Genomic DNA, 22881 nt, shown 5'->3' with positions numbered 1-22881 from the left:
GCCCGCAATCGCGGGCGCAATCTGGCCAGGCGCCATCAGTTGAACCCCCTATGATAAACGCTCAGGGCAATGCAGGGCCATCGACGATCGCATCGCGAGCCCAGGCAGGCGCCAAAGCGCCCGATTGCAGAGGACTCGACAAGCACGCCCCGAAAAAACGGCCACTTTTCCGGTGGCCGCCTTTGACAAACCGGTTTATGGCGCTCGCATGCGTCAGCCGAACAAACCCCTACCGCTCTTGTTTCGGCGGCACGACCGAGCCCGCGTAGAACACCTCGCACTCTCCACCCGGAAATAGGCTTCCCACCTGCTTGAGCAGCTTGACCACGGGTCCGGTAAGCGCCTTGAGTGTGCTCGGATTTTCTACCACCGGGTTGTTGAAGGCGCCATGGATGGTTTGCTGTGCCCGGATACAGCCCTTGTCGTCGATCAAGGCCACGGTCACGTCGTCGAAGCGCTCGTTGACGAAATCGAGCCCACCCTGGAGGGCGACCCGGTTCTTGGCCGTCGCGATGGCCACATCCCGCGACAGCGCAACGCCTCGCTCGACTTCCCAGTCGGAGACGAGGGTCCGGATCTCGCTGCGGCCCTCCGATCCTTGCAGGATGCTCGAAAAGCTGTAGCCCTTGGTGACCACGAGGCCGACGGGGCCGGCAAAGAAGAAGGCACCCACGTCGACGAGGTTGAAGGTCTGGGTGGACTCGAAGCGGGCGAACGCCCGATCGAGATCGCGTCCATTGAGGATGAGATTCTTGCCGCGCAGCGAGACCTGGCCTTGCAGGGTCTGCTTCATGTCTTTCACGGTCTTGCCCTGCATCGACAGGTTTGCAGTGAAATCCGCCGACCCTTCCGGGACATTTTTCGGCGACAGGGGCTTGAGGAATGCATCGACGTGGAACTGCGAAAGGGTATAGCTGAGGTGGTAGCGGGGAACGGCGCCGGTAAAGTCCGCCCGCAGGTTTCCCGAACCCTGCCCATCGTAGGCCCGCATCGTGAGCGGATTGAGATCGAAGATCCCGTGCTGCCCAGCGACCGTGAATCTCAGATCGGATGCGGCGTGCTCCTTGGTCCGCACCGTATCGCAGACGATTTCCGCCGAGAGGGAAAGGGACTTCATGATGCCCGGTCGATCCCTCTCTGCAAGTTGCAGGCGATTCGCGTCCAGGCTGCACCCGGCGACCTCGAAGTCTTTCCCGGATTGCGGGTCGAGGTAGCGAAACATGCCGTCCGAGAAAGACATTTTTGCCAGGCTCAGGCCGGGCAAGGGGCCCCGAACCGCGCCTGTTCCCTCGTAGTTGAACCGGCCATCGCGGCCCCGCTCGATGGTGATGCTCGGCCGTTCAAGCACGACTTTCCCGATCCGGACACTATTGTTGAGCAGGGCGAGAAAATCGATCCCGATCCGGGCCTTGCCGGCGGTGACGAGTTCCGTTCCCCGGTTGCGGATATGCAGATCTTCGAGCGTGACCTGCAAGCCGGGGAAGAAGCCGATTCCCAAACGCCCGCCAATGCTGACTTCCATCCCCAAGGCGTCCGAGGCGGCCGCTTCGATCCGGGGCTTGTAGGTGTTGATATCCAGAAAAAGTGACAGGGCGAGCGCGACGATGACAAGCAGTCCGATGATGGCACCGGCGGCATAGGTAATGACTTTGAGTGTTTTTGTCATGGGCCTGATCCAAGCACGTGCAAGATCTACCGCAATCCTTCACGGATTGATGACAATTTAATCCAAAGCGTGGTTGCACGGTATGTTTTAAAGGCGCGAGCGCCATAAAAAAAGCGGCCCGCTTCCAGGGGCCGCTTTCGGCTGCACGTGCGGCGCTTGGCGTCAGCCGAACAAGCCCTTGAAGAACAGGCGGATGCCATCCCACATACGGCGGAAGAAACCGCCTTCCTCGACCGCTTCGAGCGCGACCAGCGGCGCCTGCATGACGACCTTGCCGTCGCCGCCGACCAGTTCGATGCGCCCCAGCGGCGCGCCGGCGGCGACGGGCGCCACCACCTCGCCCGCGGCCAGCACGATGCGCGTCTGAACCTCGCTGCTGGTGCGCTTGGGCAGTGCGGCGGCGAAGTCGGCCGCGACGCCGGCCTTGAGCGTGCGCGCGGCACCTTTCCAGACGGCCACGGACTGCACCGTTTCACCCTGCTTGAAGAAGGTCTTGCTATCGAAGAAATTGAAGCCGTAGGCGAGCAGCCTGGCGGTTTCGGTCGCCCGCGCGTTTTCGCTTTCGGTGCCGAAAACAGAGGCGATCAGGCGCTGGCCGTCGCGCTTGCTGGAAGCCACCAGGCAGTAACCGGCTTCCTCGGTGTGGCCGGTTTTGAGGCCGTCTACAGTGGGGTCGCGCCACAGCAGCAGGTTGCGGTTCGGCTGCTTGATGCCGTTCCAGACGAACTCCTTTTCGGCATACAGCGCGTAGTGTTCGGGATCCTCGATGACGATGGCCCGCGCGAGTTTGGCCATGTCGAGCGCGCTCGAATAATGGCCCTCGGCCGGCCAGCCAGTGGCATTGACGAAATGAGTGTCGGCCAGCCCCAGTCGTTTCGCTTCCTGGTTCATCAGCGCGGCGAAGGTGTCCTCGCCGCCCGCCAGATGCTCGGCCAGCGCGATGCTGGCGTCGTTGCCCGACTGCACGATGATGCCGCGCAACAGGTCGCTCACCGCAACCTGGTTGCCGACCTTGACGAACATTTTCGAGCCACCCATGCGCCAGGCCTTTTCGCTGATGGTGACGAGGTCATTCTCCTTGATGCGGCCACGCTGGAGTTCCAGTGCCGCGACGTGCGCGGTCATCAGTTTGGTCAGACTGGCGGGGGGCAGGTGCGTATTGCCCTGGTGGTCGACCAGCACGCTGCCACTGGCCGCGTCCATCAGCACCCAGGATTTAGCCGCCAGTTGCGGCGGTGGCGGGACGATGTCGGCGCTCCAGGCGGCGGACGCCATCAACAGGCTGAAAAGCAATACGAGTCGCTGCGAAAAGTACGGGGTCGTCATGGGTTTGTCGCTAAGTGAGGAAACGGGCATTGGAAGCTTGCAGACATGCACAATTGCATGCAGGTTCAGGATAACATCGCCTGCCCGTCGTGCAACAGCCTGGCGACAGCGCCCTGTTAAACTTGCGCCTTGTCGACGCCTGCACCGACCCCCATGGCCGCACCCGAATCCCACCGCCTCACCCGCCAGATCGTCCTTGCGATGCTCGCGGGCATCGCGCTGGGCGTTGCGCTGAACCTGCTCGGCACGGCGCCCTGGATGCGGATTTTTGTGGTCGACGGCCTGCTGCACGTGGTCGGCTCGGTGTTTGTGGCGGCGCTGAAGATGATGGTGGTGCCGCTGGTGTTCGTCTCGCTGGTGGTGGGCGTCACCGCCCTGTCGGACCTGAAGGCACTGGGCCGCATCGGCGCCAAGGCGCTGGGGCTGTACCTGGCGACCACCGCGATCGCGGTGACGATTGCCCTTTCGCTGGCCGGCCTGCTCGACCCCGGGAAGGGATTCGATGCCGGGGAAACCGGCGCCGGCTTTTCCGGCAAGGCGGCGCCGCCGCTGACGCAGGTGCTGATCGACATGGTGCCGACCAATCCGGTGGCGGCGATGGCCGACGGCAACATGCTGCAGGTCATCGTGTTCGCGCTGCTGTTCGGCATCGCGGTGACGATGTCGGGCGCGCGCGGCAAGCACGTGCTCAACCTGTTCACCGACCTCAATGCGGTCATCATGCACATGGTCGAATGGATCATGCGGCTCGCACCCTACGGCGTGTTCGCGCTGACCGCCGCGCTGGCAATCCAGCTGTTCGGCACCTACCCGCTGCTGCTGCGCCTCTTGGCCTCGCTCAACCCGCTCGCCTTCCTGAAAAAAATGCGCGACCCGGCGGCATTCGCGTTTTCCACCGCCAGTTCCGGTGCCACCATCCCGGTCACCCTGCACACGGTGGAAAACAAGATGGGGGTGAAGAACAGCGTCGCCTCGTTCACCGTGCCGCTGGGCGCCACCATCAACATGGACGGCACCGCCATGATGCAGGGCGTGGCCACGGTATTCATCGCCAACGTCTACGGCATCGACCTGTCGCTCACCGACTACCTGCTGGTGGTGCTGACCGCCACGCTGGCCTCGGTCGGTACCGCGGCGGTGCCGGGTGTCGGGCTGGTAACGCTGACCATGGTACTCGGCCAGGTCGGCCTGCCGGTCGAGGGCATCGCGCTCATCATCGGTGTCGACCGCCTGCTCGACATGATGCGCACCACGGTCAACGTCACCGGCGACTGCGCGGTGAGCTGCATCGTCGCCAGGAGCGAAAACGCGCTCGACCAGGCCGTGTTCGACGACCCGGAAGCGGGCTCGGTCGAGGCCGCCACCCGCCACGCCCTTCCCCCCCACCCGGCTGCCTGAACATGCTCTATCCGCTGCTCCGTCCCGCCCTCTTCTCGCTCGACCCCGAAGACGCGCACCGCTTCACCCTCGCCAGCCTCGACCTCGCGCATCGCCTCGGCCTGCTGAGCCTGCTGCCGTGCGCCACCGGCAAACCGGTGCAGGTGATGGGCATCGACTTCCCCAACCCGGTGGGTCTCGCGGCCGGCCTCGACAAGGACGGCGCGTACATCGACGCGCTGGCGGCACTCGGTTTCGGCTTCATCGAGATCGGCACGGTGACGCCGCGGCCGCAGCCGGGCAACCCGCAACCGCGCATGTTCCGCCTGCCGCAAGCGGAAGCGATCATCAACCGCATGGGCTTCAACAATCTCGGTGTCGACAAGCTGGTGAGGAACGTCGAGGCCAGCGGATTCACCGGCGTGCTCGGCATCAACATCGGCAAGAACAAGGACACGCCGAACGAGCAGGCGGTGGACGATTACCTGACCTGCCTCGATGCCGTCTACGCACACGCCCGCTACGTCACGGTGAACATCTCCTCGCCCAACACGCAGGGCCTGCGCGAACTGCAGAAGGACGAGGCGCTCGACGCGCTGCTCTCCGCGATCAAGCTGCGGCAGTCCGAGCTCGCGCAGCGCCACGGCAAATACGTGCCGATCGCGCTGAAGATCGCGCCCGATCTCGACGACGCGCAGGTCGCTGCGATTGCCGCGCTGCTGATAATGCACCGCATCGACGCGGTGATCGCCACCAACACCACCCTCGCGCGCGACGCCGTCGCCGGCCTGCCAAATGCCGGAGAAGCCGGCGGACTGTCCGGCGCGCCGGTGCGCGCGGCATCCACCCGCGTGATCCGCGCGCTGGCGCACCACCTCAAAAACGAAGTGCCGATCATCGGCGTCGGCGGGATTCTTTCCGGCGCCGACGCGCAGGAAAAAATCGCCGCCGGCGCCTCGCTGGTGCAGCTGTACACCGGCCTGATCTATCGCGGCCCGGCGCTGGTGCACGAATGCGTGCAGTCCCTCGCATAATGGGCATGGTATTTCTGCGCGGCCTTTTCGCAGCGCTGCTGATGCAGGCTGCGGCACACGCCGCGCCGCCCGAACCGGTCGTCACCCACTTTCCGCAGCCTGCCCTCAGCACCGACCAGTTGGGCGTGATCGTCAACGACGACGACCCCGACAGCGTCGCCATCGCTGCCTATTACCGCGACAGGCGCGGCATTCCCGCCGCCAACCTGATTCACGTGCGATTCAAGCCGGGGCGCAGCACACTTACGCGCGAGGAATTCGTCAACCTCAAGCGCCGCGTCGACCGCAAGACCCCCAAACAGGTTCAGGCCTACGCGCTGACCTGGGCGCAGCCGTACCGCGTCGGCTGCATGTCGATCACCACCGCCTTCGCCTTCGGCTTCGACCCCACCTTTTGCGCCAGCAGCTGCAAACCGACCCGGCCCAGTCCGTATTTCAACAGCGACGTGGCGCGTCCCTTCGATATCCACAAAATCCGCCCGACCATGAGCCTGGCCGCCGCCAGCGTGGCCGAAGCGAAAGCACTGATCGACCGCGGCATCGCGTCCGACGGCAGCAACCCGGCCGGCACCGCCTATCTCGTCAGCACGACCGACAAGGCACGCAACGTGCGCGCGGCCGGCTACGATGCATTGCGCACCCGGATGCAGCGCATCATTCCCACCGAAATCGTCGAAACCAACGCGCTCGAAAACATGCCCGACGTGATGTTCTACTTCACCGGGCTGACCCACGTGCCCTCGCTCGACAGCAACACCTTCCTGCCCGGCGCCATCGGCGACCACCTCACCTCGGCCGGCGGCGACCTGTTTGGCAGCGGCCAGATGAGCAGCCTCGCCTGGCTGCAGGCGGGTGCCACCGGCAGCTATGGCGCGGTGGTCGAGCCGTGCAACTATCCGGCCAAGTTTCCGGCCCCCGCCGTCGTCATGACGCACTACCTGCAAGGCGAAACCCTGATCGAGGCCTACTGGAAAAGCGTGCGGATGCCGGGGCAGGGCCTCTTCATCGGCGAGCCGCTGGCGCGCCCGTTTGCCGGCATCGCCCTCCCCTCCCACGACGGCGGCGTGGCCCTCTCGGCGCGCCTGCTTGCCCCCGGGCTCTACGACGTGCAGGCCGCGCCGTCGATGATGGGCCCCTATCGCAACGTCGCTCGCCTGCCGGTCGCTTGGGGTACGCGCGAGATCAAGATCGATCGCATTCCGTCCGCGTATTACCGCTTCGAGCGCCGCGCCGATCCGGCGCCGGCGCAATAGGTCGCCGCACTTCTGGCGCGTAGCGGCTTTGGTTATGCTACGGACTATCCATCCCTCGCGAGGCTCGTCATGCACATCGGCATACCCAAGGAAATCAAGAATCACGAATACCGGGTGGCGCTCACCCCCGAGGGCGCGCGCGACCTGACCCAGGCCGGCCATGCTGTCAGTATCGAAGCCGGCGCGGGCGCCGCAGCGGGGTTTGGCGACGAGGCCTACCGCGCCGCCGGTGCGGCCATCGTCGCAACACCTGCCGAAGCCTTCGTCGCCGATCTGGTCGTCAAGGTGAAGGAGCCCCAACCGGCCGAACTGGCTCTGCTGCACAACGGGCAGTTGCTCTTCTGCTACCTGCATCTGGCCGCCGCGCCGGAACTGGCGCGTGAACTGATGACGCGGAGCGTGACGGCGATTGCCTACGAAACCGTGACCCGGCCCGCCGGCGGCCTGCCGCTGCTGCAGCCGATGTCCGACATCGCCGGGCGGCTGGCGCCGCAGATGGGCGCGCTGGGGCTGCTCACCTCGCACGGCGGCAGCGGCAAGCTGATCTGCGGGATGCCCGGCGTCCCCCCCGCGCACGTGCTCATCATCGGCGCCGGCGTGGTCGGCATGAGCGCCGTGCGCAGCGCCGCCGGGATGGGCGCGCGCGTCACCCTGATCGACCACCAGGCCGACAAGCTCGCCCGCGCCGAAGCGCTGTTCGGTGCGCAAATTGAAACGCGGTTTTCTTCAGCGAACGCGATCGCCGACAGCCTGGCGCACGCCGACATCGTCATCGGCGCCGCGCAAATTCCCGGCCGCCATACGCCGCGTCTGATCGACCGCCAATCGCTGCAGCGGATGTCGCCGGGCTCGGTGCTGGTGGACGTCGCCATCGACCAGGGCGGCATCGCGGAAACCTCGCGCCCCACCACCCACAGCAACCCGTTCTTCGTGGCCGAAGGCATCGTCCACTACTGCGTCACCAACATGCCCGGTGCCGTCGCCCGCACCGCCACCGAGGCGCTCACCCACGCCACCCTGCCCTACGTGCAGGCGCTTGCAGCACAGGGCCTCGCCGCGCTGGACGCCGATGCCGGGCTCAAACAAGGCCTGCAGGTCCACGCCGGAAAAATCACCCACGCCGGGCTGGCGCAGGATCTTGGATTCGGCATGTAGGGCACTGTCGTACCCCCCGCGGCTTGCGCTACACTGATCGTCATCTCCGATCCATTCCCAAGACCATGAATTTCACCCCCCACAATGCACTGGAAGAACAGCTCGCCGCCGTCCACGCCGGCACGCTCGACCCCGAAACCTTCGTGCTGCAACTGATGAGCCAGCAGCTGTTCATGCCGGTACGCGACGAAAAGAACCCCATCCAGGGCTTCCAGCGCTCGACCCAGGCCGAGCCGCTGATCATCGAGGACGAGGACGGCGAGCGCGTGCTGGTCGTCTTCACCAGTCCCGAGCGCGCCAAGCCGTTTGCCGAGCACTATCCCGACTTTTCGGGCGGCCTGCTGACCGAGTTTTCCTGGCTGCTGCGCCGCATCGGCGGCGGCGTACCGATCGCGCTCAATCCAGGCTGGGACATCGGCATGGATCTCGACGCCGACATGGTCGGCCAGTTGCTCGCACAGCTTCCCCCCGAACACCCGGTCTGACCCCCGCTGCCCACGCCATGCTGCCCGATCGCGCACTTGCCGCCTTCCGTTCCGCCCTCGGTAACGAACGCGTGTTCGACGATGCCGCCACCCGCGCGCGCTACGCCTGCGACGAAACTCCGCGCCGGGTCGAACCCGACGCCGTGCTGTTCCCTTCGTCGCACGACGATGTGGTGGCACTGGCGCGCATCGCCCTCGAACACCGCGTTGCGCTGACCCTGCGCGGCGCCGGCTCCGGCAACGTCGGCGGTGCCCTGCCCGCGCCCGGCAGCGTGGTCGTCAGCTTCGAATGCATGCGGCGCGTGCTCGAATTCGACCCCGCCAACCGTCTCATCGTGGTGGAGGCCGGTGTAGTCACCGACGACATCGAGCGCATCGCGCGCAGCGCCGGCCTGTTCTACCCGCCCGACCCCGGCAGCAGCGCGTATTGCCGCATCGGCGGCAACCTCGCGATGAACGCCGGCGGGCCGCGTGCCGTCAAATACGGTGTCACCCGCGATTACGTGCTGGGGCTGCGCGCCGTCACCGGCGACGGCCGCGAAATCCGCACCGGCTGCCGCACCACCAAGGGCGTCACCGGCTACGACCTGACCCGCCTGCTGGTCGGCTCCGGCGGCACCCTCGCGCTCATCACCGAAGCCACCCTGAAGCTGCTGCCCGCGCCGGAAGCCGTCGCCACCCTGCGCGTATGTTTCGCCAGCACCCGCGACGCGCTCGATGCGGTCAGCCGCGTCATGCACCAGTCCATCGTGCCCTGCGCGCTCGAATTCATGGATCACCGTTCGATCGACGCCATCCGCCCGACCGGCACGGCGGACGACCTGCCGCCCGACACCCGGGCACTGCTGATGGTCGAGGCCGACGGCGCCGCAGAGGACCTGCCGCGCCAGATCGCCGCGCTGAAGCAGGCACTCGACGGCGCCGGCCTGCTCGAAATCAGGAGCGGCTTCGAGCGCGACGCCATCGCGCAACTGTGGGCCGCGCGCAAATCGCTGTCGCACGCGGTCAAGCAGATCGCCCCGCTCAAAATCAACGAGGACGTGGTGGTGCCGGTATCGCAGCTCGCCGACTTCGTCGACTTCATCGACCACACCGCGCAGGCGCAAAATTTGGCGGTGGTTTCGTTCGGCCACGCCGGCAACGGCAACCTGCACGTCAACCTGATGGTGCATCCCGACGACGCCGACGAAATGGAACGCGCCCGCCTGGCGCACGAAGCCATCCTGCTGCGCGTGCTGGCACTGGGCGGCACCCTGTCGGGCGAACACGGCATCGGCACCGAAAAGCGCCGTTTCGTCCCGCTGGAAATCGAACCGGCCACGCTGGCCATCATGCGCAGCATCAAGCAGCAATTCGATCCGCACGGCCTGCTCAACCCGGGCAAACTTTTTCCCGATTGAAGCTTTACAAGAACGCAAGGCATCTATAGAATGCGCGGCTTCGTTGGGGGTATAGCTCAGCTGGGAGAGCGCTTGCATGGCATGCAAGAGGTCAGCGGTTCGATCCCGCTTACCTCCACCAACTTACAGGATGTACCGATGCACAAGCTTGGCGTCATCACCACGCTGCTGGGGTTGATACTGAGTGTCGTCGGACTGGTTGTTGGATTTTGGAAGATGCTGAATGGCAGCGAGAACGCCGAAGTCTGGCTCTCACTGGTACCATTGGGTTTCGTCGGATTGTTTCTCGGCGTCACCCTGACACAGCTTTCCAATAAACGTTGACGGCGCAAGTCGTGTAGTAAAAATGACGGTTCACACCGTCGTCCGGGTCCCCATCGTCTAGAGGCCTAGGACACTACCCTTTCACGGTAGGTACCGGGGTTCGAATCCCCGTGGGGACGCCACCTTACATTCGGTAAGGTGCTTAATATCCAGTCTTTTCCGGACTGCGATAAAAAACTCAGTTGTAATAAAAAATGATGCAAAAAATCATAGCGGGCCGAAGCCGCTATTTTATTTTGTGCGCCGCGCACCAGCTGGCTATTTTCGATCGGCAGTCAGACCATCGCCGAGAGCTGGTAGCGATATTTCTGAAAGCCCGCAAATACCCGCCCGATCTCTTCGGGTTTGCCGAGGTCGGCCACGGCACCGGTAATCGAGTCGTGGTATTTCAGGCGCAGCTGCGGCGCCAGCTTCGCCTGGTCGAGTTCCTCCACGCCAACGCTGACGTAGTGCGAAAGCACGAAATCGAGGAAACCCTGCTGTTTGCTGTTGAAGTGCGCGCCGATGCTGTCGTGCGCCTGCGCGGCACGCGCCTCGCGGGTGAGCGGCGCCAGGGCATAGGCCACGTGCGCCAGCACGTCGAACAGGTCGCTTTTCTCCGCGTCGATGATCTTCTGCATTTCAGTCAGTTGATCCCTGCCGAATCCTTTCTCGGCCAGCCCCTCCAGCAGCTTGCCACGTTTGCCCCCGCCCTCGATACGGCCAAGCGTGATCGGATACTCACGGCGAATGCGACTGCCTTCGACCACGCCCCAGCCCGCCGCCGCAAGCAGAGGGTCGATGTGTTCGGCGCGGGTTTCGGCTTCGTTCATGGGCAGTCGGCTTCATTTATTGGCTGGCCTGCGGGAAAAGTTCATCCAGTGCCGCGCGCGGTGTCAGGATGCGCAGCCCATTCAGCGGATGCAGGCAAAGCAAATCGTCGTCGCCCGTCACCAGCAAGGAAACCTGGGCGGCCAGCGCCGCGTGGATGAATTTGTCGTCGTCCTTGTCGCGACAGTAGGCTTTCTCGCTGATCGCCGGCGGAACATTCACCCAATAGGCGATGGCATCGAGGTCTCGCAACAGCCGTTTTCGGTCATCCATGGCCAGATAGCGATCAAACTTGGGCCGCCACAAGCGTTCTTTAAGCTCGGCAAACGTGTCGGGGCTGAATACTGGCTGGGCGTTCTGGACGACCCAGCGGGACAAGATCGCAGGCACGCCGGTTTGGGTCAAAAAACCGCTGATCCAGACATTGGTGTCGATCACGATCCGCCGGGCGGGTTCAGCTCTCATCCGCCAGCAACGCGTTTAGTTTTTCAGGGGTCAGACCAGCGCGCTCGGCGGTTTCGGCCGTTTTGTCCATGTTTTGCAACAAGCGATTGGCATAAAACGCACGCATCGCCTCGTAATCTTCCGCACTCACCATCACGCCCACCACCCGGTCGTGACGCATCACCCGCACCGGCTCGCGCTGTACGCGGTCGAGAAATTCACCAAAACGGGTCTTGGCTTCATTGGCTGTGTAGGTTTGCATGGCGGACATTCCTTCCGGCTGAATCAACAAGCTCAATTTAGCCGAATCGTTCGATTTGGTCAATTTGAGCGTTTCGTTCGGTAACGACGTGGCCTGTTGGGGTTTCTCGCGCCAAATGCAGGAAAGCTGTAGTCAAGCGCTTCAGAGCTGGCCGCTGAAAGACTGGTGCAGCAGGGATTGCTTCAGGGCGTCGAGGGCGGCGAGCTTGCGCTGGTAGAGGGATTCGAGGCGTTGGGTTTCTGGGTCGAGCACATCGAGCTTTGGGCTGCTGCCGACCGCGCCATCGTAAATGCGCTCACCGATTCTGGGCTAGGTGACCTGGACGATAGCGCGGATCAGCGGGCGCGGGGTGTAGTACTCGCCGCCGTTGCGCCCGGCGTTGCCCATGTTCTTGATCTTGGCTTCGTACAGGTGGGAAAGCTCATGTTTTTCGGTCTGCGAGCGGAAGCGCAGTTCATCGATGTGGTTGACGATCTCGCGCAGGTTGTAGCCGCTGTGGATCTTGTTTTTGATCTCGCCGAAGATTTCGCCGATCTTGTATTCGAGCGTGTTGGGGCCGTCGGCTTTCTGCTTGAACCCGTGCAGGTAGGGGAACAGCTTGCGGTCGACGAAATCGCGCAGGTCGTCGCCGGTGAGCGCGGCATTGTGGTCGAGCTTGCCGTCCTGGTCTTTGGGCGCTGCCCAGCTTTCCCAGCGGTAGGGCGCGTCGAGGATGAAGGCGTATTTTTACCCTCAGTCCGGCCACCATCGCCTTGTCCTGTTCCAGGCCGTCGAGAAATTTCAGGAACAAGAGCCAGGAAGTTTGCTCGGTGTAGCCCACCCAGCTCGCTGGCGCAACCGGCTTCTTTCCACAGCACGTCGTCGATGTTTTTGAAGGCTTGTTCGAACATTGGGCAGTCGCCGAACCGGGAAGATTGGCCGCAATGGCGTTCACAGGACGGGAACGGGCCGGGCTATTGTGTTCTTGTGGCGCCCCGAACACGAATCGAACGTGTGGCCTACCCCTTAGGAGGGGGTTGCTCTATCCACTGAGCTACCGGGGCGTGGGGCGCATTGTACCGAATCACGCATGGATTACCGAGCCGCGCCGGCCCGCTATGATGCGCGTTGGGAGAGCACACATGCTGAAACTGATGCTGGGCGGATTGGCGGTGCTGTTGCTGGTGGCGAGTGCGGTGCTGTGGATGCTGCGGCCGGGGATGCCGCGAACGGAAAGCAGCGCGGCACCGGGCTTCGCCTTGCCGGACCAGAACGGCCAGACCCATCGTCTGGGCGATTACGCCGGGCGCTGGCTGGTGCTGTATTTCTATCCCCGGGACGACACGCCGGGCTGCACCCGTGAGGCCTGCCGCTTTCGCGACGACATCGGAATCCTGCGCGAACTCGACGCGGCGGTGATCGGGATCAGCGTCGACGACATCCGCTCGCATGCCAATTTCGCCCACAAATACCAGCTGCCGTTTCCGCTGCTGTCGGACCCCGACGGACAGACCGCCGCCGCGTATGACAGCCTGCTGAATCTGGGCGTCGTGTGCTTTGCGTGCCGCCGTACTTTCATCATCGCGCCGGATGGCCGCATCGCGGCTTGCTTCGACAAGATCGACCCGGCAGGTCACGTGCAGGAAGTGGCCCGAACCCTGCGGGCTCTGCAACGGACGGCACGGCAAGCCCTGCCTCCGGTCAAATAATGGACTAAATTCAAAAAATGCTATGTCACTGTTGGTTGTTGAAGTCATGTCTTGCTCCCTCTGATGAAGCCCCTCCACAGGGCTGGCCAACACCAACAAATAACGATGAAAGAACCTTAAGAAATGATCTGATCAAAAGCGCTCATGCCACTACAACGTGCATTGCCCCTCACCACTGGCACAGCTTTCGTCGTGTTGATCGCCCTGATTTGCGGGCTGACTTTAAACGGTCTGCTGCAGTTGCAGACGCTGGGCTCGCAGATCCATACGGTGGTCGAGCACCATAACCGCAAGATCAATATCATCGCTCAAACCCAGGCGGCGGCGCACCTCCGCACCGACAGCCTGTACCGCATGGCGCTGGCCAGCGATCCGTTTGAACGCGATGCCTATTTCCAGGAATTCATCCGCGCCGGCTTCCTGGTGGGAAGCGGACGCAACGCGCTGCGCCAGATGGGTTTTACCACAGACGAGCAACGCAGCTTTGATGCCCAGACCCGCCTGATCAACGACATTGAATCGATACAGGGACGGGTAACCGATCTGCTCAGCGCCGAACACAGCACAGATGCGCGCCGGATGCTGATGCTGGAAGCCATTCCCGTCCAGGAAGCCTTCAACCAGCAGCTGGCCGACATGCGCAATCTGTATCAACAGGCCAACCTGACCGCCCAGCAGCAGGCGCAGCAAACCTACCAGTATGCCTTCTTATTCACGCTGGTATTCGGTATTGCGGCGATTGCCCTGGCGCTGCTGATCGCCTGGCGCACGCTGCGGACAGCGAGACTGAGGTCACAGCTGATACGTGAACAGATGATGGAGCTTGAGCGCTCGCGCGTGGCGCTGCGTGAGGAAGCCACGCACGATCCGCTCACCGGGCTGGCCAATCGGCGGCTATTTTACGACCGGTTGCAACAGGCGGTGCGCCACGCCCATCGCTACGGCGGCAAGGTGGGCATTCTGTATGTGGACCTGGACCGCTTCAAGGAGATCAACGATCGACATGGTCACCGTGTGGGCGACGCTGTACTGACCGAAGTGGCGAAACGCCTCACCGCCAGCATTCGCGACTCCGATTCGGTTGCGCGTCTGGGGGGCGACGAGTTCGTGGTGTTGCTGGAAGCGGTGCAGGGACGGCAGGATTGCCTCGCCGCCGCGCACAAGATCGAGCAGGCGCTGAATGCGGACACGCGTTTCTACGGACTCGATGTGGACATTGCCGCGAGCATCGGCCAGGCGCTGTACCCCGACGACGGCACCGACGAAGACGCTTTGATTCATGCCGCCGACGCCGCCATGTACCGGGTCAAATCCGGCTGCGAACCGGTGCAGCAGCACCGCCTGCCGTTTCAGTGAAGCGCGTCAGCGCGGCCTGTGGCGGGCCGCGCGCTCGCGACGCACCTTGGCACTCCAGATCCACACATACTGCACGCCGGAGGCCACGGCGATGACGAACACCGTCACGAATAACGGCAAGCGCCAGTCGTCCAGCGCCAGCAGACCGGCCAGCCCGCCCAGCACCAGCGCCAGCAGCGTAAATTCGGCGAATATGTGCGTCTTGCCGAGCCACGTCGGGTGGATCTCAAGATGCCCGGCCAGCCCGCGGTAGCTCAGCGCGCCCAGCACGATGACGCTGTCGCGCAGCAGGATCGCCAGCGTCACCCACAACGGGATCGCGCCCGCCTGCGTCAGCATCACCAGCGTCACCAGGCCCAGCGCCTTGTCGGCGACGGTGTCGAGCGCGGCACCGACCTGGGTCAGCTGATCGAGCCAGCGCGCCAGCAGGCCGTCGATGCCATCCGACACTGCAGCGGCGAGAAACAGCCAGCAGGCCGTTTCCCAGCGCTGCTGCAGGATCAGCCAGCCCACCACCGGCACCGCGACGATCCGCAGCAGGGTGATGGCGTTCGGCAGGTTGAGTACGCGCTCGCTCATAAGCGGAACGCTACTTAATACAGGGGCTGTCTGGCAAGCTCGTTCCACAGTTTGTCGAGCCGCTTGGCCGATACCGGGTACGGCGTTTTCAGTTCCTGGGCGAACAGGGAAATACGCAGTTCCTCCAGCTGCCAGCGGAAGTCCTCCAGCGCAGCGGGGGCCTCGCCCTTCACCTGCGCGCGTCGCGCCAGGTACTTGTTCTGCAGCGTCAGCACACCGGCCATGCCGCGCGAATCGCGCTGCTCGGCGGCGGGCAGCTTCTCCAGCCGTTTGAGGATGCCGCGCAGGTAACGCGGCAGGCCTTTCAGGTGCGTCCACGGCGTAGCGGTGATGAAGCTGGCCGGCACCAGTGCGGCGAGGTGCGCGGTTTCGTCGCGCATCGCGGCGGTGAACTGCGGCTTGGCGGCAAGACGCGCCGCCACCTGCGCATACAGGTCGAGGATTTCCGCGACGTCGCGCAGCAGCGCCTGTTTCACCACTGAAATTTTCGGTTTGGCGCGCTCCTTCTGCTTGGCGAAGGCCTTCGCGTCGCGCGGGGTGTCGTCGTCGCCCAGCAGCGCGCGCGTAGCGATGGCATCGATGAGCGCGGCGCGCAGCTGTTCGGGACTGCCGAAGCCGCGGTATTTCAGCGCCAGCGCGGTTTCGCGGGCGAGGTCCTTGTCGAGCTGCTTGAACTGGGCGGCAAGCGCGATCCGCAACAGACGCACCACGCCGCGGCGGGTCTCCATCTCAGCCACGTCGGCCGCGTCGAGCAGGCGCAGGTCGACGGATTCGCCGTTGTCGACCAGCGCAGGGTAGCCGATCAGCTCGCGTCCGCCGCGCTTGAATTTCACCTGCTCAGGCAGGTCGCCGAAATTCCATTCGACAAGGCCGGTGCGCTCGAACTCGCTGTCCTCGGCGCCGCCGCCGTAGGTGATGCGCGCGGCGCCCCCGAGCTGCTGACGCAGCGCGGCAAGATCGCGGCCGCCGGCGAGCTCCTGCCCGCTGTCGTCGATCACGCTCACGTTCATCTGCAGGTGGGCCGGCAGCTCGCCTTTCCACTCGTCGGGATGGATGTCGGCGCCGGTTTTCCTATGGATGATGGCCGCGAGCGCGGCGGTCAGCGTCTGTTCGCCCGGCTTCGCCACCGAAAGGAACGCCGTCACCGTGTCGGGCAGCGGAATCAGCGGGCGCCGCTTGTCCTTCGGCAGGGACTTCAGGAGCAGGGTGAGCTTTTCGCGAATGAGGCCGGGCACCAGCCAGTCGACCTGTGCCGGCTCGATGCGGTTGAGCAGGTACAGCGGCAACTGCAGCGTCACGCCATCGAGCACGTGGCCGGGCTCGAAGCGATACTTGAGCCTGCACGCCACGCCGTCGACCGTCATGGTCTCTGGGAACAGCGTGTGGTCGGCGCCGAGCGCCTCGCCGAGAATGTCCTCGCGCTTGAGGAACAGGACTTTCGGATCGGCCGCCTCGGCCTCCGCACGCCATTTCTCGAACGCCGCGCCATTGTGGAGATCGGCCGGGATGCGCGCGTCGAACACGCGGAAGATGCGTTCCTCGTCCAGCCACACGCCGGATTTGCGCGCCTTGTGTTCGAGCTCCTCGATTTCCTGAATGAGCGCGCGGTTGTGGGCGAACCACGGCGCTTTCGTGTCGTATTCGCCGGCCACCAGCGCGCCGCGGATAAACAGCTCGCGCGACAGCACCGGATCGATCGGGCCGTAGTGGATCCTGCGCCGCGGCACCAGGGTGATGCCGTACAGGCTCACGCGCTCGAACGCCACCGCGCGCGCGCCGTCCTTTTCCCAGTGCGGCTCGATGAACATGTGCGTGAGCAGGTGGCGACCGGCGATCTCGATCCATTCCGGCCGAACCTCGGCGACGGTGCGCGCGAGCAGCCGGCCGGTGTCGGTGAGCTCAGCGGCCATGATCCATTTAGGTGCCTTTTTCGCCAGCGCCGAGCCGGGATGGATCGACAGCTTGATGCCGCGCGCGCCCTGGTAATTGCCCTCGCCCGGCCGGGGCCGACTTTTGGCGTCGTCCGACTTGAAGCCGATGTTGCCTAACAGGCCCGTAAGTAGCGCTTGGTGGATCGTGTCGTAGCCGGCGTCCTTCTCGTTCTCGCGCAAACCCAGCTCGCTCATCTGCGCGTGCAGCTGGCCATGAATATCGCGCCATTCGCGCATCCGCCGCGGCGACAGGAAATGGTCCTGCAGCAACGTCTGCAGCTGGCGGTTGGTCTTCTTGTGCCGCACCTGCTCCTCGTACCAGTGCCACAGCTTGAGCCAGCCCATGAAGTCGGAACGCTCGTCGGCGAACAGCTTGTGCTTTTCGTCGGCCGCCTGCGCGCGCTCCATCGGGCGGTCGCGCGGGTCCTGCACCGACAGGGCGCTGGCGATGATCAGCACCTCGCGCACGCAACGCTGCTGTTCGGCCGCCAATAACATGCGGGCGATACGCGGGTCGAGCGGCAGCTTGCCCAGCTTCTTGCCGATCGCGGTGAGCTGCCCGGCTTCGTCGAGTGCGTGCAGTTCAGCCAGCAGCTGGTAGCCGTCAGTGACCAGCCTTGAGCTCGGCGGGTCGATGAAGGGGAAGCCGACCACGTCGCCCAGGCCGAGCGACTTCATGCGCAGGATGACGCCGGCCAGCGACGAGCGCAGCAGCTCGGGGTCGGTGAAGCGCGGGCGGTTACCAAAATCCGCCTCGTCGTAGAGGCGGATGCAGACGCCGTCGGCGACCCGGCCGCAGCGCCCGGCGCGCTGGTTGGCCGACGCCTGCGACACTTTCTCGATCAGGAGTTGCTCGACCTTGTTGCGCGCCGAATAGCGCTTCACCCGCGCGGTACCGGGATCGATCACGTAGCGGATGCCCGGGACGGTGAGCGAGGTCTCGGCCACGTTGGTCGCCAGAACGATACGCCGCAGCGCATTGGTAGGCTTGAAAATCGCATCCTGCTCGGCGACCGACAGGCGGGAAAACAGCGGCAGGATTTCGGTGCCGGGCGGGTGGTGTTTCCGCAGCGCCTCGGCGGTGTCGCGGATCTCGCGCTCGCCCGGCAGGAACACCAGGATATCGCCGGCGCCGAGCCGCGCCAGTTCGTCGGTGGCGTCGAGAATGGCGGCGATCTGGTCGGGGGCGTCCTTGTCTTTTTTCTCACGCTCGCCCTTGGCCGGCGCGGTCGGCTCCTCGCGTTCGATCGGCCGCCAGCGGATTTCCACCGGATAGGTGCGCCCCGACACCTCGATCATCGGCGCGTCGTTGAAGTGCTTGGAGAAGCGCTCGGCGTCGATGGTGGCCGAGGTGATCACCACGCGCAGGTCGCTGCGCTTCTCGACCAGCGTCTTCAGGTAGCCAAGCAGGAAATCGATGTTGAGGCTGCGCTCGTGCGCCTCGTCGATGATGATCGTGTCGTAGCGCGAGAGCAGCGGATCACCCTGGCTTTCGGCCAGCAGGATGCCGTCGGTCATCACCTTGATCGCAGTGTCGTGGCGCACCTTGTCGGTGAAGCGCACCTTGTAGCCGACCACGCCGCCGAGCTCGCCGCCGAGTTCCTGCGCGATGCGCGCCGCCACCGCGCGCGCGGCTATACGGCGCGGCTGGGTGCAGCCGATGAATTTCCCCGCGCGCACCGCCTCTGATCCAAGCCGCGCCTCCAGGCACATCTTGGGAATCTGCGTGGTCTTGCCCGAGCCGGTCTCGCCGCACAGGATCAGCACGCGGTTGGCCTTGAGCGCGGCAAGGATGTCGTCGCGGCGCGCGCTAACCGGCAGGTCGGGGTAGGTGATGCGTAAGGGTGGGCTCAAAATTCAAAAAGCGGATGAAAAAAATTACTTGTTCCGGATATACCGTGCGTCATCGAAAGTCTCCAGCCAGGCCGGGCGATACACCGCCATCATGGTGATCGCCATACCGGTGATGAATGCTTCGGCCCAACCGATCAGCAAGGTGGCGTAAGGCGTGTAGTAGGAAAGCAGATAGTCGAGCGAATAGGCGCCGGCCAGGGCCATGACTGCGGTGGTGGCGAGGCCGATTGCCGCCACCGAAAGCGCCGCGCCGAAGAAGCCGTTGCCCAGCACGTAAATAAAGAAATGGTCCGGCAAGCGCCGTTCCAGCAGGCGGAAAAGGCCCCAGCTCACCGCCGCGGGCAGCGCCGCCACCAGCAGCACATCGAAGCCCAGCGCGTTCCAGCTGCCGCGCCCGTAGGCCGCGTTCGCCAGCAGGATCAGGGCGCCGGCAAAGGTGGCGCGCCAGAAGCCGAACATCAGCGTCAGCACCGCCACACCGTAAAAATGGAAGCTCAGCCCCGGCTTGATGCCGGTGCGGATCTGCCACAGCGCCAGCACCGCCACCGTGGCGGCAAGAAACAGGTTCAACCGCGACGGCTCGGTGAGGCGGCGCCAGTCGCCCGACATCAGCCAGCGCCAGGCCAGCCACGCCAGCCCCAGCCAGCCGATCAGATAAAAGGATGCGGGCAACAGTGATGCGGACAGGCCCGACGCGGTAAAATTCATGGGTGGATTTTACGCGATGCGCCGCCCCCTTTCTTCGAGTCTCAGCCATGTCCGCCACCCCTGTTTCAAAATCCCCCAATACCCCGCTCGGCGACGCCGAGATCGACGCGCTGGCCGACCTGGTCGACCTCATCGGCGAGCACACCGACGTGTCGGTCTCGCTGGAAAGCCTCGACGGCTTCATCGCCGCGCTGGTGTGCGGCCCGCGCGCGATCCCGCCCGAGGAATATTTCCCGGTGCTGCTCGATCGCCCTGACGGCCTCGCCACGGTGTTCGAGGATGCGGCCGACCAGACGCGCTTCCTGGCGCTGTTCAAGCGCCGCCGCAACGAGATCGCCCGCGCACTCGCCGCGCCGATCGAAAACCTGAGCGACCCCAAGGCGCTGTCGCCGCTGGTCATGGACTGGGACGGCCTGCTGGCCGAACTGCCGCCAGCCGAGGCCGGGCAATTGAAGGAAGCCGGCATCCCGCCCTATGCCCAGCTGTGGGCCGCCGGCTTCCTGCTGGCGGTGGAACACTGGGAAGACGACTGGACGTTGCCCGTCGGCAGCAAGGACGAAGCCTTCGTCGACGAGGTGCTCGACCCGTTTTACGTGCTGGCCGCGCCGCTCGACGAACTCAGCGCCGAGGAACTGGCCGTCCGCCGCGAAGACCACCTTGCCCTCGCCCTCTGGGGCGCCTACGAACTGCGCGAATTCTGGCTCGACCGCGGCCACGCCCCGCGCGCCTGAATACTTGTAACTTGCCTCTTGTAACTTGCGTCTGACATGAACCTCGTCCTCTTCGACCTCGACAACACCCTGCTTGCCGGCGACTCCGACTACGAATGGGGGCAGTTCCTCATTGCCAAGGGCGCGGTCGACGGTCCCCATTACGAAGCCAGAAACAAGGCGTTCTACGAGGACTACAAGGCCGGGCGGCTCGACATCTACGCCTTCCTCGCGTTTGCCCTGCGCCCGCTGGCCACCCACGCACGCGCGCAGCTCGACGCCTGGCGCGCCGAATACGTGGAAACACGCGTCAAACCGATGATTCCCCAGGCTGCGCGCGATCTGGTCAACCGGCACCTGAACCAGGCCGATCTGGTCGCCATCATCACCGCCACCAACAGCTTCGTCACCGGGCCGATCGCGAAGGAATTCGGCATCCCGCACCTGATCGCCACCGATCCCGAGGAAATCGACGGCCATTTCACCGGCGAAGTCGCCGGCACGCCCTGTTTTCGCGAAGGCAAGGTCGTCCGCCTCGAAGGTTTCCTCGAGACCCACGGCACCCGTCTCGACCGCCTCGACAGCAGCTGGTTCTACAGCGACTCGCTCAACGATCTGCCGCTGCTGGAAAAGGTCCGCCATCCGGTCGCAGTCGATCCCGACCCCACGCTGCGCACCCATGCCGACGCGCAGGGCTGGCCGGTAATTTCACTGCGAAATTAATCCTTGCGTCATTAATCCTTGCGTCATTTATATTGCAGATAATGCAGGCTTCCACCGCGGACCGATCGAACATGACCATCCCCACCACCCTTGCCGAAAGCGTCGCGCGCCAGCGCGACGTCCTCGCCAACCTGCTGCGCGAACCGCTGGCGCTGGCCGCCCAGGCCTGCAGCCGGGCCTGGCCGAGCCGAGCCGGCCTCAATGCCGCGCTGACGCATGCGCTGGCGACCATTCCCGCCTGCAAGTATCTGTATGCGCTGGACACCCGTGCGATCCAGCTCTCCGACAACATCAGCCACGAGGGCCTGGTCGAGACGGATTACGGGCGCGACCGTTCCGACCGTCCCTACATGCGCGAAGCGGTGCCGAATCAGGGCTTTTTGCTGACCCAGGCCTACATCAGCCTGCGCGCCAAGCGGCCGTCGCTCACCGCGATCCAGATCGTGCGCGACGACGAGGGCCAGGTACTCGGCTTCGTCGGCGCCGACTTCGACCTGCGCAACCTGCCGATCACCGGCAAGCTGTATGACGAACCCACCTACTGGCGGCAAATCAAGGGCGACCCGGCAATCCGCAGCGCAGTGTTCCACCAGACCCGCAGCGACAGCCAGATGGACCTCAACCTCGACACCGTGCTGGGGGTGATGGAAGAGCTAATGACCGATCACGGCATCTTCCATGGCAAGCTGCATTTTTCCAGCAGCCGCGCCACCGTATGGGTGGTCGACGATCCCTATCGCTACCGCCTGCTCGACATTGACGCGCTGACCGACCCCGACACCTGCCTGATCTACCCGCACCATGCGTACCCGGCCGACGCCGTGGTACCGCGGGACAGGATCCGCCCGGTACTCGACGGCCTGCGTGCGCTGCGCTTCATGGACGAGACCTTCTACCTGCGCGCCGGCTCGCTCAACATCTTCAACGGCATGGTCGGCCTCACCTTCTCGTGCGACGGTTCGCACTACCTGCCATGGGACGAATTCCTCAGCAAAGGCTACGATTTCTGGGCCAGCGGCAAGGCGCTCGGCTGAGCGGATAAGTCGGGGGACGAATACCCCTGACTGCAATAGCTTGAATCGCACGCCTCCCGCGGCGGATAATGCAGCATCGTATCGGGCCGCCTGCTTTGGAAACCTATATTCTCATTCTCATATCCACGGTGTTCGTGAACAACATCGTGCTGGCCAAAATTCTTGGCCTGTGCCCGTTCATGGGCGTGTCGCGCCGGCTTGAAACCTCGATCAGCATGGGCCTGGCGACGATCTTCGTGCTGACGCTGGCGTCCGGCGCCAGTTACCTCATCAACGAGTACCTGCTCGGTACCGAATTGTTCTATTTGCGCACGCTGTCGTTCATCGTGGTAATCGCCGGCATCGTGCAGTTCACCGAGATGTTCATCCACAAGACCAGCCCGGTGCTGTACCAGGTGCTGGGCATCTACCTGCCGCTCATCACCACCAACTGCGCAGTGCTGGGGATTCCCCTGCTCAACGTGCAGGCGAATCACAACTTCGTCGAATCGCTGTTTTTCGGCGCCGGCGGCGCGATCGGTTTCACCCTTGCGCTGGTCCTGTTTGCCGGCATCCGCGAACGCCTCGACACCTGCGACGTGCCCGCGCCGTTCAAGGGCACCAGCATCGCAATGATCACCGCAGGTCTGATGTCGCTCGCCTTCATGGGTTTCTCCGGACTGGTGAAGTGATCCCGCAAACCCCGGTTGACCGCTCGACCATCACAAGAACGTCCGTATTGAAGACGAACTTCTGTGCGTTCATTCGTGGTCTCCAGCCCAT

Annotated in this window: 21 protein-coding genes, 3 tRNA genes and 1 pseudogene; 15 read left to right on the top strand and 10 right to left on the bottom strand. The window is 64.3% G+C overall.

All coding sequences use genetic code 11. From position 1 onward, the window contains the following. Window positions 1–229 precede the first annotated feature (229 nt). Both ACZ41T_RS14020 and ACZ41T_RS14015 read right to left on the bottom strand, forming a co-directional pair. Window positions 230–1666 (bottom strand): AsmA family protein, encoded by a 1437-nt coding sequence (locus ACZ41T_RS14020; protein WP_464921988.1) that lies wholly within the window; start codon window positions 1664–1666, stop codon window positions 230–232. A 162-nt stretch (window positions 1667–1828) separates the two neighbouring features. After that, window positions 1829–2992, bottom strand: coding sequence for a D-alanyl-D-alanine carboxypeptidase family protein (locus ACZ41T_RS14015; RefSeq protein ID WP_464921987.1), 1164 nt, complete (start codon window positions 2990–2992; stop codon window positions 1829–1831). Between the two features lie 153 nt (window positions 2993–3145). Between ACZ41T_RS14015 and ACZ41T_RS14010 the strand changes: the two genes are divergently transcribed. From ACZ41T_RS14010 to ACZ41T_RS13970, 9 genes are all read left to right on the top strand, one after another. Continuing rightward, window positions 3146–4390 carry a dicarboxylate/amino acid:cation symporter gene (locus tag ACZ41T_RS14010; RefSeq protein WP_464921986.1) on the top strand — a complete coding sequence of 415 codons (1245 nt, stop codon included), beginning with the start codon at window positions 3146–3148 and terminating at the stop codon, window positions 4388–4390. A 2-nt stretch (window positions 4391–4392) separates the two neighbouring features. Continuing rightward, the gene (locus ACZ41T_RS14005; RefSeq protein ID WP_464921985.1) at window positions 4393–5403 is read left to right on the top strand and encodes a quinone-dependent dihydroorotate dehydrogenase; all 1011 of its coding nucleotides are present in this window, start codon (window positions 4393–4395) and stop codon (window positions 5401–5403) included. Window positions 5404–5408: 5 nt separating this feature from the next. Then, window positions 5409–6656: a TIGR03790 family protein gene (locus tag ACZ41T_RS14000; protein ID WP_464921984.1), complete on the top strand. Its 1248-nt coding sequence runs from the start codon at window positions 5409–5411 to the stop codon at window positions 6654–6656. Window positions 6657–6725: 69 nt separating this feature from the next. Further along, complete coding sequence (gene ald / locus ACZ41T_RS13995) at window positions 6726–7811, top strand: alanine dehydrogenase (protein ID WP_464921983.1); 1086 nt, start codon at window positions 6726–6728, stop codon at window positions 7809–7811. A 65-nt stretch (window positions 7812–7876) separates the two neighbouring features. Further along, on the top strand, window positions 7877–8296 hold the full coding sequence (locus tag ACZ41T_RS13990) for an SseB family protein (RefSeq protein WP_464921982.1): 420 nt from the start codon (window positions 7877–7879) through the stop codon (window positions 8294–8296). Between the two features lie 17 nt (window positions 8297–8313). Beyond that, a complete protein-coding gene (locus ACZ41T_RS13985; RefSeq protein ID WP_464921981.1) occupies window positions 8314–9696 on the top strand; it encodes an FAD-binding oxidoreductase in 1383 nt (460 codons plus the stop codon). Between the two features lie 45 nt (window positions 9697–9741). After that, a tRNA-Ala gene (locus ACZ41T_RS13980) sits at window positions 9742–9817 on the top strand. 17 nt (window positions 9818–9834) lie between these two features. Next, a complete protein-coding gene (locus ACZ41T_RS13975; protein WP_464921980.1) occupies window positions 9835–10020 on the top strand; it encodes a hypothetical protein in 186 nt (61 codons plus the stop codon). A 46-nt stretch (window positions 10021–10066) separates the two neighbouring features. Further along, a tRNA-Glu gene (locus tag ACZ41T_RS13970) sits at window positions 10067–10142 on the top strand. Between the two features lie 153 nt (window positions 10143–10295). Here the strand turns inward: ACZ41T_RS13970 and ACZ41T_RS13965 are convergent. The 5 genes and pseudogenes from ACZ41T_RS13965 to ACZ41T_RS13945 all read right to left on the bottom strand — a co-directional run. After that, window positions 10296–10700, bottom strand: a pseudogene (locus tag ACZ41T_RS13965) (type I restriction-modification enzyme R subunit C-terminal domain-containing protein); the annotation flags it as partial. Window positions 10701–10848: 148 nt separating this feature from the next. Next, a complete protein-coding gene (locus tag ACZ41T_RS13960) occupies window positions 10849–11268 on the bottom strand; it encodes a putative toxin-antitoxin system toxin component, PIN family (protein WP_464921979.1) in 420 nt (139 codons plus the stop codon). A gap of 16 nt (window positions 11269–11284) precedes the next feature. Beyond that, window positions 11285–11599: a type II toxin-antitoxin system Phd/YefM family antitoxin gene (locus tag ACZ41T_RS13955; RefSeq protein WP_464921978.1), complete on the bottom strand. Its 315-nt coding sequence runs from the start codon at window positions 11597–11599 to the stop codon at window positions 11285–11287. 246 nt (window positions 11600–11845) lie between these two features. Then, window positions 11846–11923: a hypothetical protein gene (locus ACZ41T_RS13950; protein WP_464923986.1), complete on the bottom strand. Its 78-nt coding sequence runs from the start codon at window positions 11921–11923 to the stop codon at window positions 11846–11848. A gap of 580 nt (window positions 11924–12503) precedes the next feature. Continuing rightward, window positions 12504–12579 (bottom strand) — tRNA-Arg (locus ACZ41T_RS13945). 78 nt (window positions 12580–12657) lie between these two features. On the opposite strand from ACZ41T_RS13945, the gene ACZ41T_RS13940 reads away from it, so the two are divergent. Together ACZ41T_RS13940 and ACZ41T_RS13935 are read left to right on the top strand one after the other, a co-directional pair. Then, on the top strand, window positions 12658–13224 hold the full coding sequence (locus tag ACZ41T_RS13940; protein WP_464921977.1) for a peroxiredoxin: 567 nt from the start codon (window positions 12658–12660) through the stop codon (window positions 13222–13224). 144 nt (window positions 13225–13368) lie between these two features. Next, entirely contained in the window at window positions 13369–14580 is a 1212-nt protein-coding gene (locus ACZ41T_RS13935; protein ID WP_464921976.1) for a diguanylate cyclase domain-containing protein, read from the top strand. A gap of 6 nt (window positions 14581–14586) precedes the next feature. Here the strand turns inward: ACZ41T_RS13935 and ACZ41T_RS13930 are convergent, their stop codons facing one another. Genes ACZ41T_RS13930 through ACZ41T_RS13920 form a run of 3 tightly spaced genes read right to left on the bottom strand, consistent with a single transcriptional unit; the run spans window position 14587 to window position 19652 of the window. Beyond that, complete coding sequence (locus tag ACZ41T_RS13930) at window positions 14587–15159, bottom strand: CDP-alcohol phosphatidyltransferase family protein (protein WP_464921975.1); 573 nt, start codon at window positions 15157–15159, stop codon at window positions 14587–14589. Between the two features lie 14 nt (window positions 15160–15173). Next, window positions 15174–18944, bottom strand: a complete 3771-nt coding sequence (hrpA, locus tag ACZ41T_RS13925; protein ID WP_464921974.1) for an ATP-dependent RNA helicase HrpA — start codon at window positions 18942–18944, stop codon at window positions 15174–15176. A gap of 24 nt (window positions 18945–18968) precedes the next feature. Continuing rightward, window positions 18969–19652 (bottom strand): energy-coupling factor ABC transporter permease, encoded by a 684-nt coding sequence (locus tag ACZ41T_RS13920; protein ID WP_464921973.1) that lies wholly within the window; start codon window positions 19650–19652, stop codon window positions 18969–18971. A gap of 47 nt (window positions 19653–19699) precedes the next feature. On the opposite strand from ACZ41T_RS13920, the gene ACZ41T_RS13915 reads away from it, so the two are divergent. From ACZ41T_RS13915 to rsxA, 4 genes are all read left to right on the top strand, one after another. Next, entirely contained in the window at window positions 19700–20383 is a 684-nt protein-coding gene (locus tag ACZ41T_RS13915) for a YecA/YgfB family protein (RefSeq protein ID WP_464921972.1), read from the top strand. 36 nt (window positions 20384–20419) lie between these two features. Continuing rightward, on the top strand, window positions 20420–21085 hold the full coding sequence (locus ACZ41T_RS13910; protein WP_464921971.1) for a histidinol-phosphatase: 666 nt from the start codon (window positions 20420–20422) through the stop codon (window positions 21083–21085). Window positions 21086–21156: 71 nt separating this feature from the next. Beyond that, window positions 21157–22119: a PDC sensor domain-containing protein gene (locus ACZ41T_RS13905; protein WP_464921970.1), complete on the top strand. Its 963-nt coding sequence runs from the start codon at window positions 21157–21159 to the stop codon at window positions 22117–22119. 95 nt (window positions 22120–22214) lie between these two features. After that, window positions 22215–22790 carry an electron transport complex subunit RsxA gene (rsxA, locus tag ACZ41T_RS13900; protein WP_464921969.1) on the top strand — a complete coding sequence of 192 codons (576 nt, stop codon included), beginning with the start codon at window positions 22215–22217 and terminating at the stop codon, window positions 22788–22790. Window positions 22791–22881: the final 91 nt, after the last annotated feature.

Source organism: Thiobacillus thiophilus (assembly GCF_055378705.1).
This window is presented reverse-complemented; position numbering and strand designations above follow the sequence as displayed.

Excerpts from the sequence above, each read along its gene's own strand:
- ACZ41T_RS14020 (WP_464921988.1), bottom strand. The coding sequence starts at position 1,666 with ATGACAAAAACACTCAAAGTCATTACCTATGCCGCCGGTGCCATCATC.
- ACZ41T_RS14015 (WP_464921987.1), bottom strand. The coding sequence starts at position 2,992 with ATGACGACCCCGTACTTTTCGCAGCGACTCGTATTGCTTTTCAGCCTG.
- ACZ41T_RS14010 (WP_464921986.1), top strand. The coding sequence starts at position 3,146 with ATGGCCGCACCCGAATCCCACCGCCTCACCCGCCAGATCGTCCTTGCG.
- ACZ41T_RS14005 (WP_464921985.1), top strand. The coding sequence starts at position 4,393 with ATGCTCTATCCGCTGCTCCGTCCCGCCCTCTTCTCGCTCGACCCCGAA.
- ACZ41T_RS14000 (WP_464921984.1), top strand. The coding sequence starts at position 5,409 with ATGGTATTTCTGCGCGGCCTTTTCGCAGCGCTGCTGATGCAGGCTGCG.
- ald (WP_464921983.1), top strand. The coding sequence starts at position 6,726 with ATGCACATCGGCATACCCAAGGAAATCAAGAATCACGAATACCGGGTG.
- ACZ41T_RS13990 (WP_464921982.1), top strand. The coding sequence starts at position 7,877 with ATGAATTTCACCCCCCACAATGCACTGGAAGAACAGCTCGCCGCCGTC.
- ACZ41T_RS13985 (WP_464921981.1), top strand. The coding sequence starts at position 8,314 with ATGCTGCCCGATCGCGCACTTGCCGCCTTCCGTTCCGCCCTCGGTAAC.
- ACZ41T_RS13975 (WP_464921980.1), top strand. The coding sequence starts at position 9,835 with ATGCACAAGCTTGGCGTCATCACCACGCTGCTGGGGTTGATACTGAGT.
- ACZ41T_RS13950 (WP_464923986.1), bottom strand. The coding sequence starts at position 11,923 with ATGGGCAACGCCGGGCGCAACGGCGGCGAGTACTACACCCCGCGCCCG.
- ACZ41T_RS13940 (WP_464921977.1), top strand. The coding sequence starts at position 12,658 with ATGCTGAAACTGATGCTGGGCGGATTGGCGGTGCTGTTGCTGGTGGCG.
- ACZ41T_RS13935 (WP_464921976.1), top strand. The coding sequence starts at position 13,369 with ATGCCACTACAACGTGCATTGCCCCTCACCACTGGCACAGCTTTCGTC.
- ACZ41T_RS13930 (WP_464921975.1), bottom strand. The coding sequence starts at position 15,159 with ATGAGCGAGCGCGTACTCAACCTGCCGAACGCCATCACCCTGCTGCGG.
- ACZ41T_RS13920 (WP_464921973.1), bottom strand. The coding sequence starts at position 19,652 with ATGAATTTTACCGCGTCGGGCCTGTCCGCATCACTGTTGCCCGCATCC.
- ACZ41T_RS13915 (WP_464921972.1), top strand. The coding sequence starts at position 19,700 with ATGTCCGCCACCCCTGTTTCAAAATCCCCCAATACCCCGCTCGGCGAC.
- ACZ41T_RS13910 (WP_464921971.1), top strand. The coding sequence starts at position 20,420 with ATGAACCTCGTCCTCTTCGACCTCGACAACACCCTGCTTGCCGGCGAC.
- ACZ41T_RS13905 (WP_464921970.1), top strand. The coding sequence starts at position 21,157 with ATGACCATCCCCACCACCCTTGCCGAAAGCGTCGCGCGCCAGCGCGAC.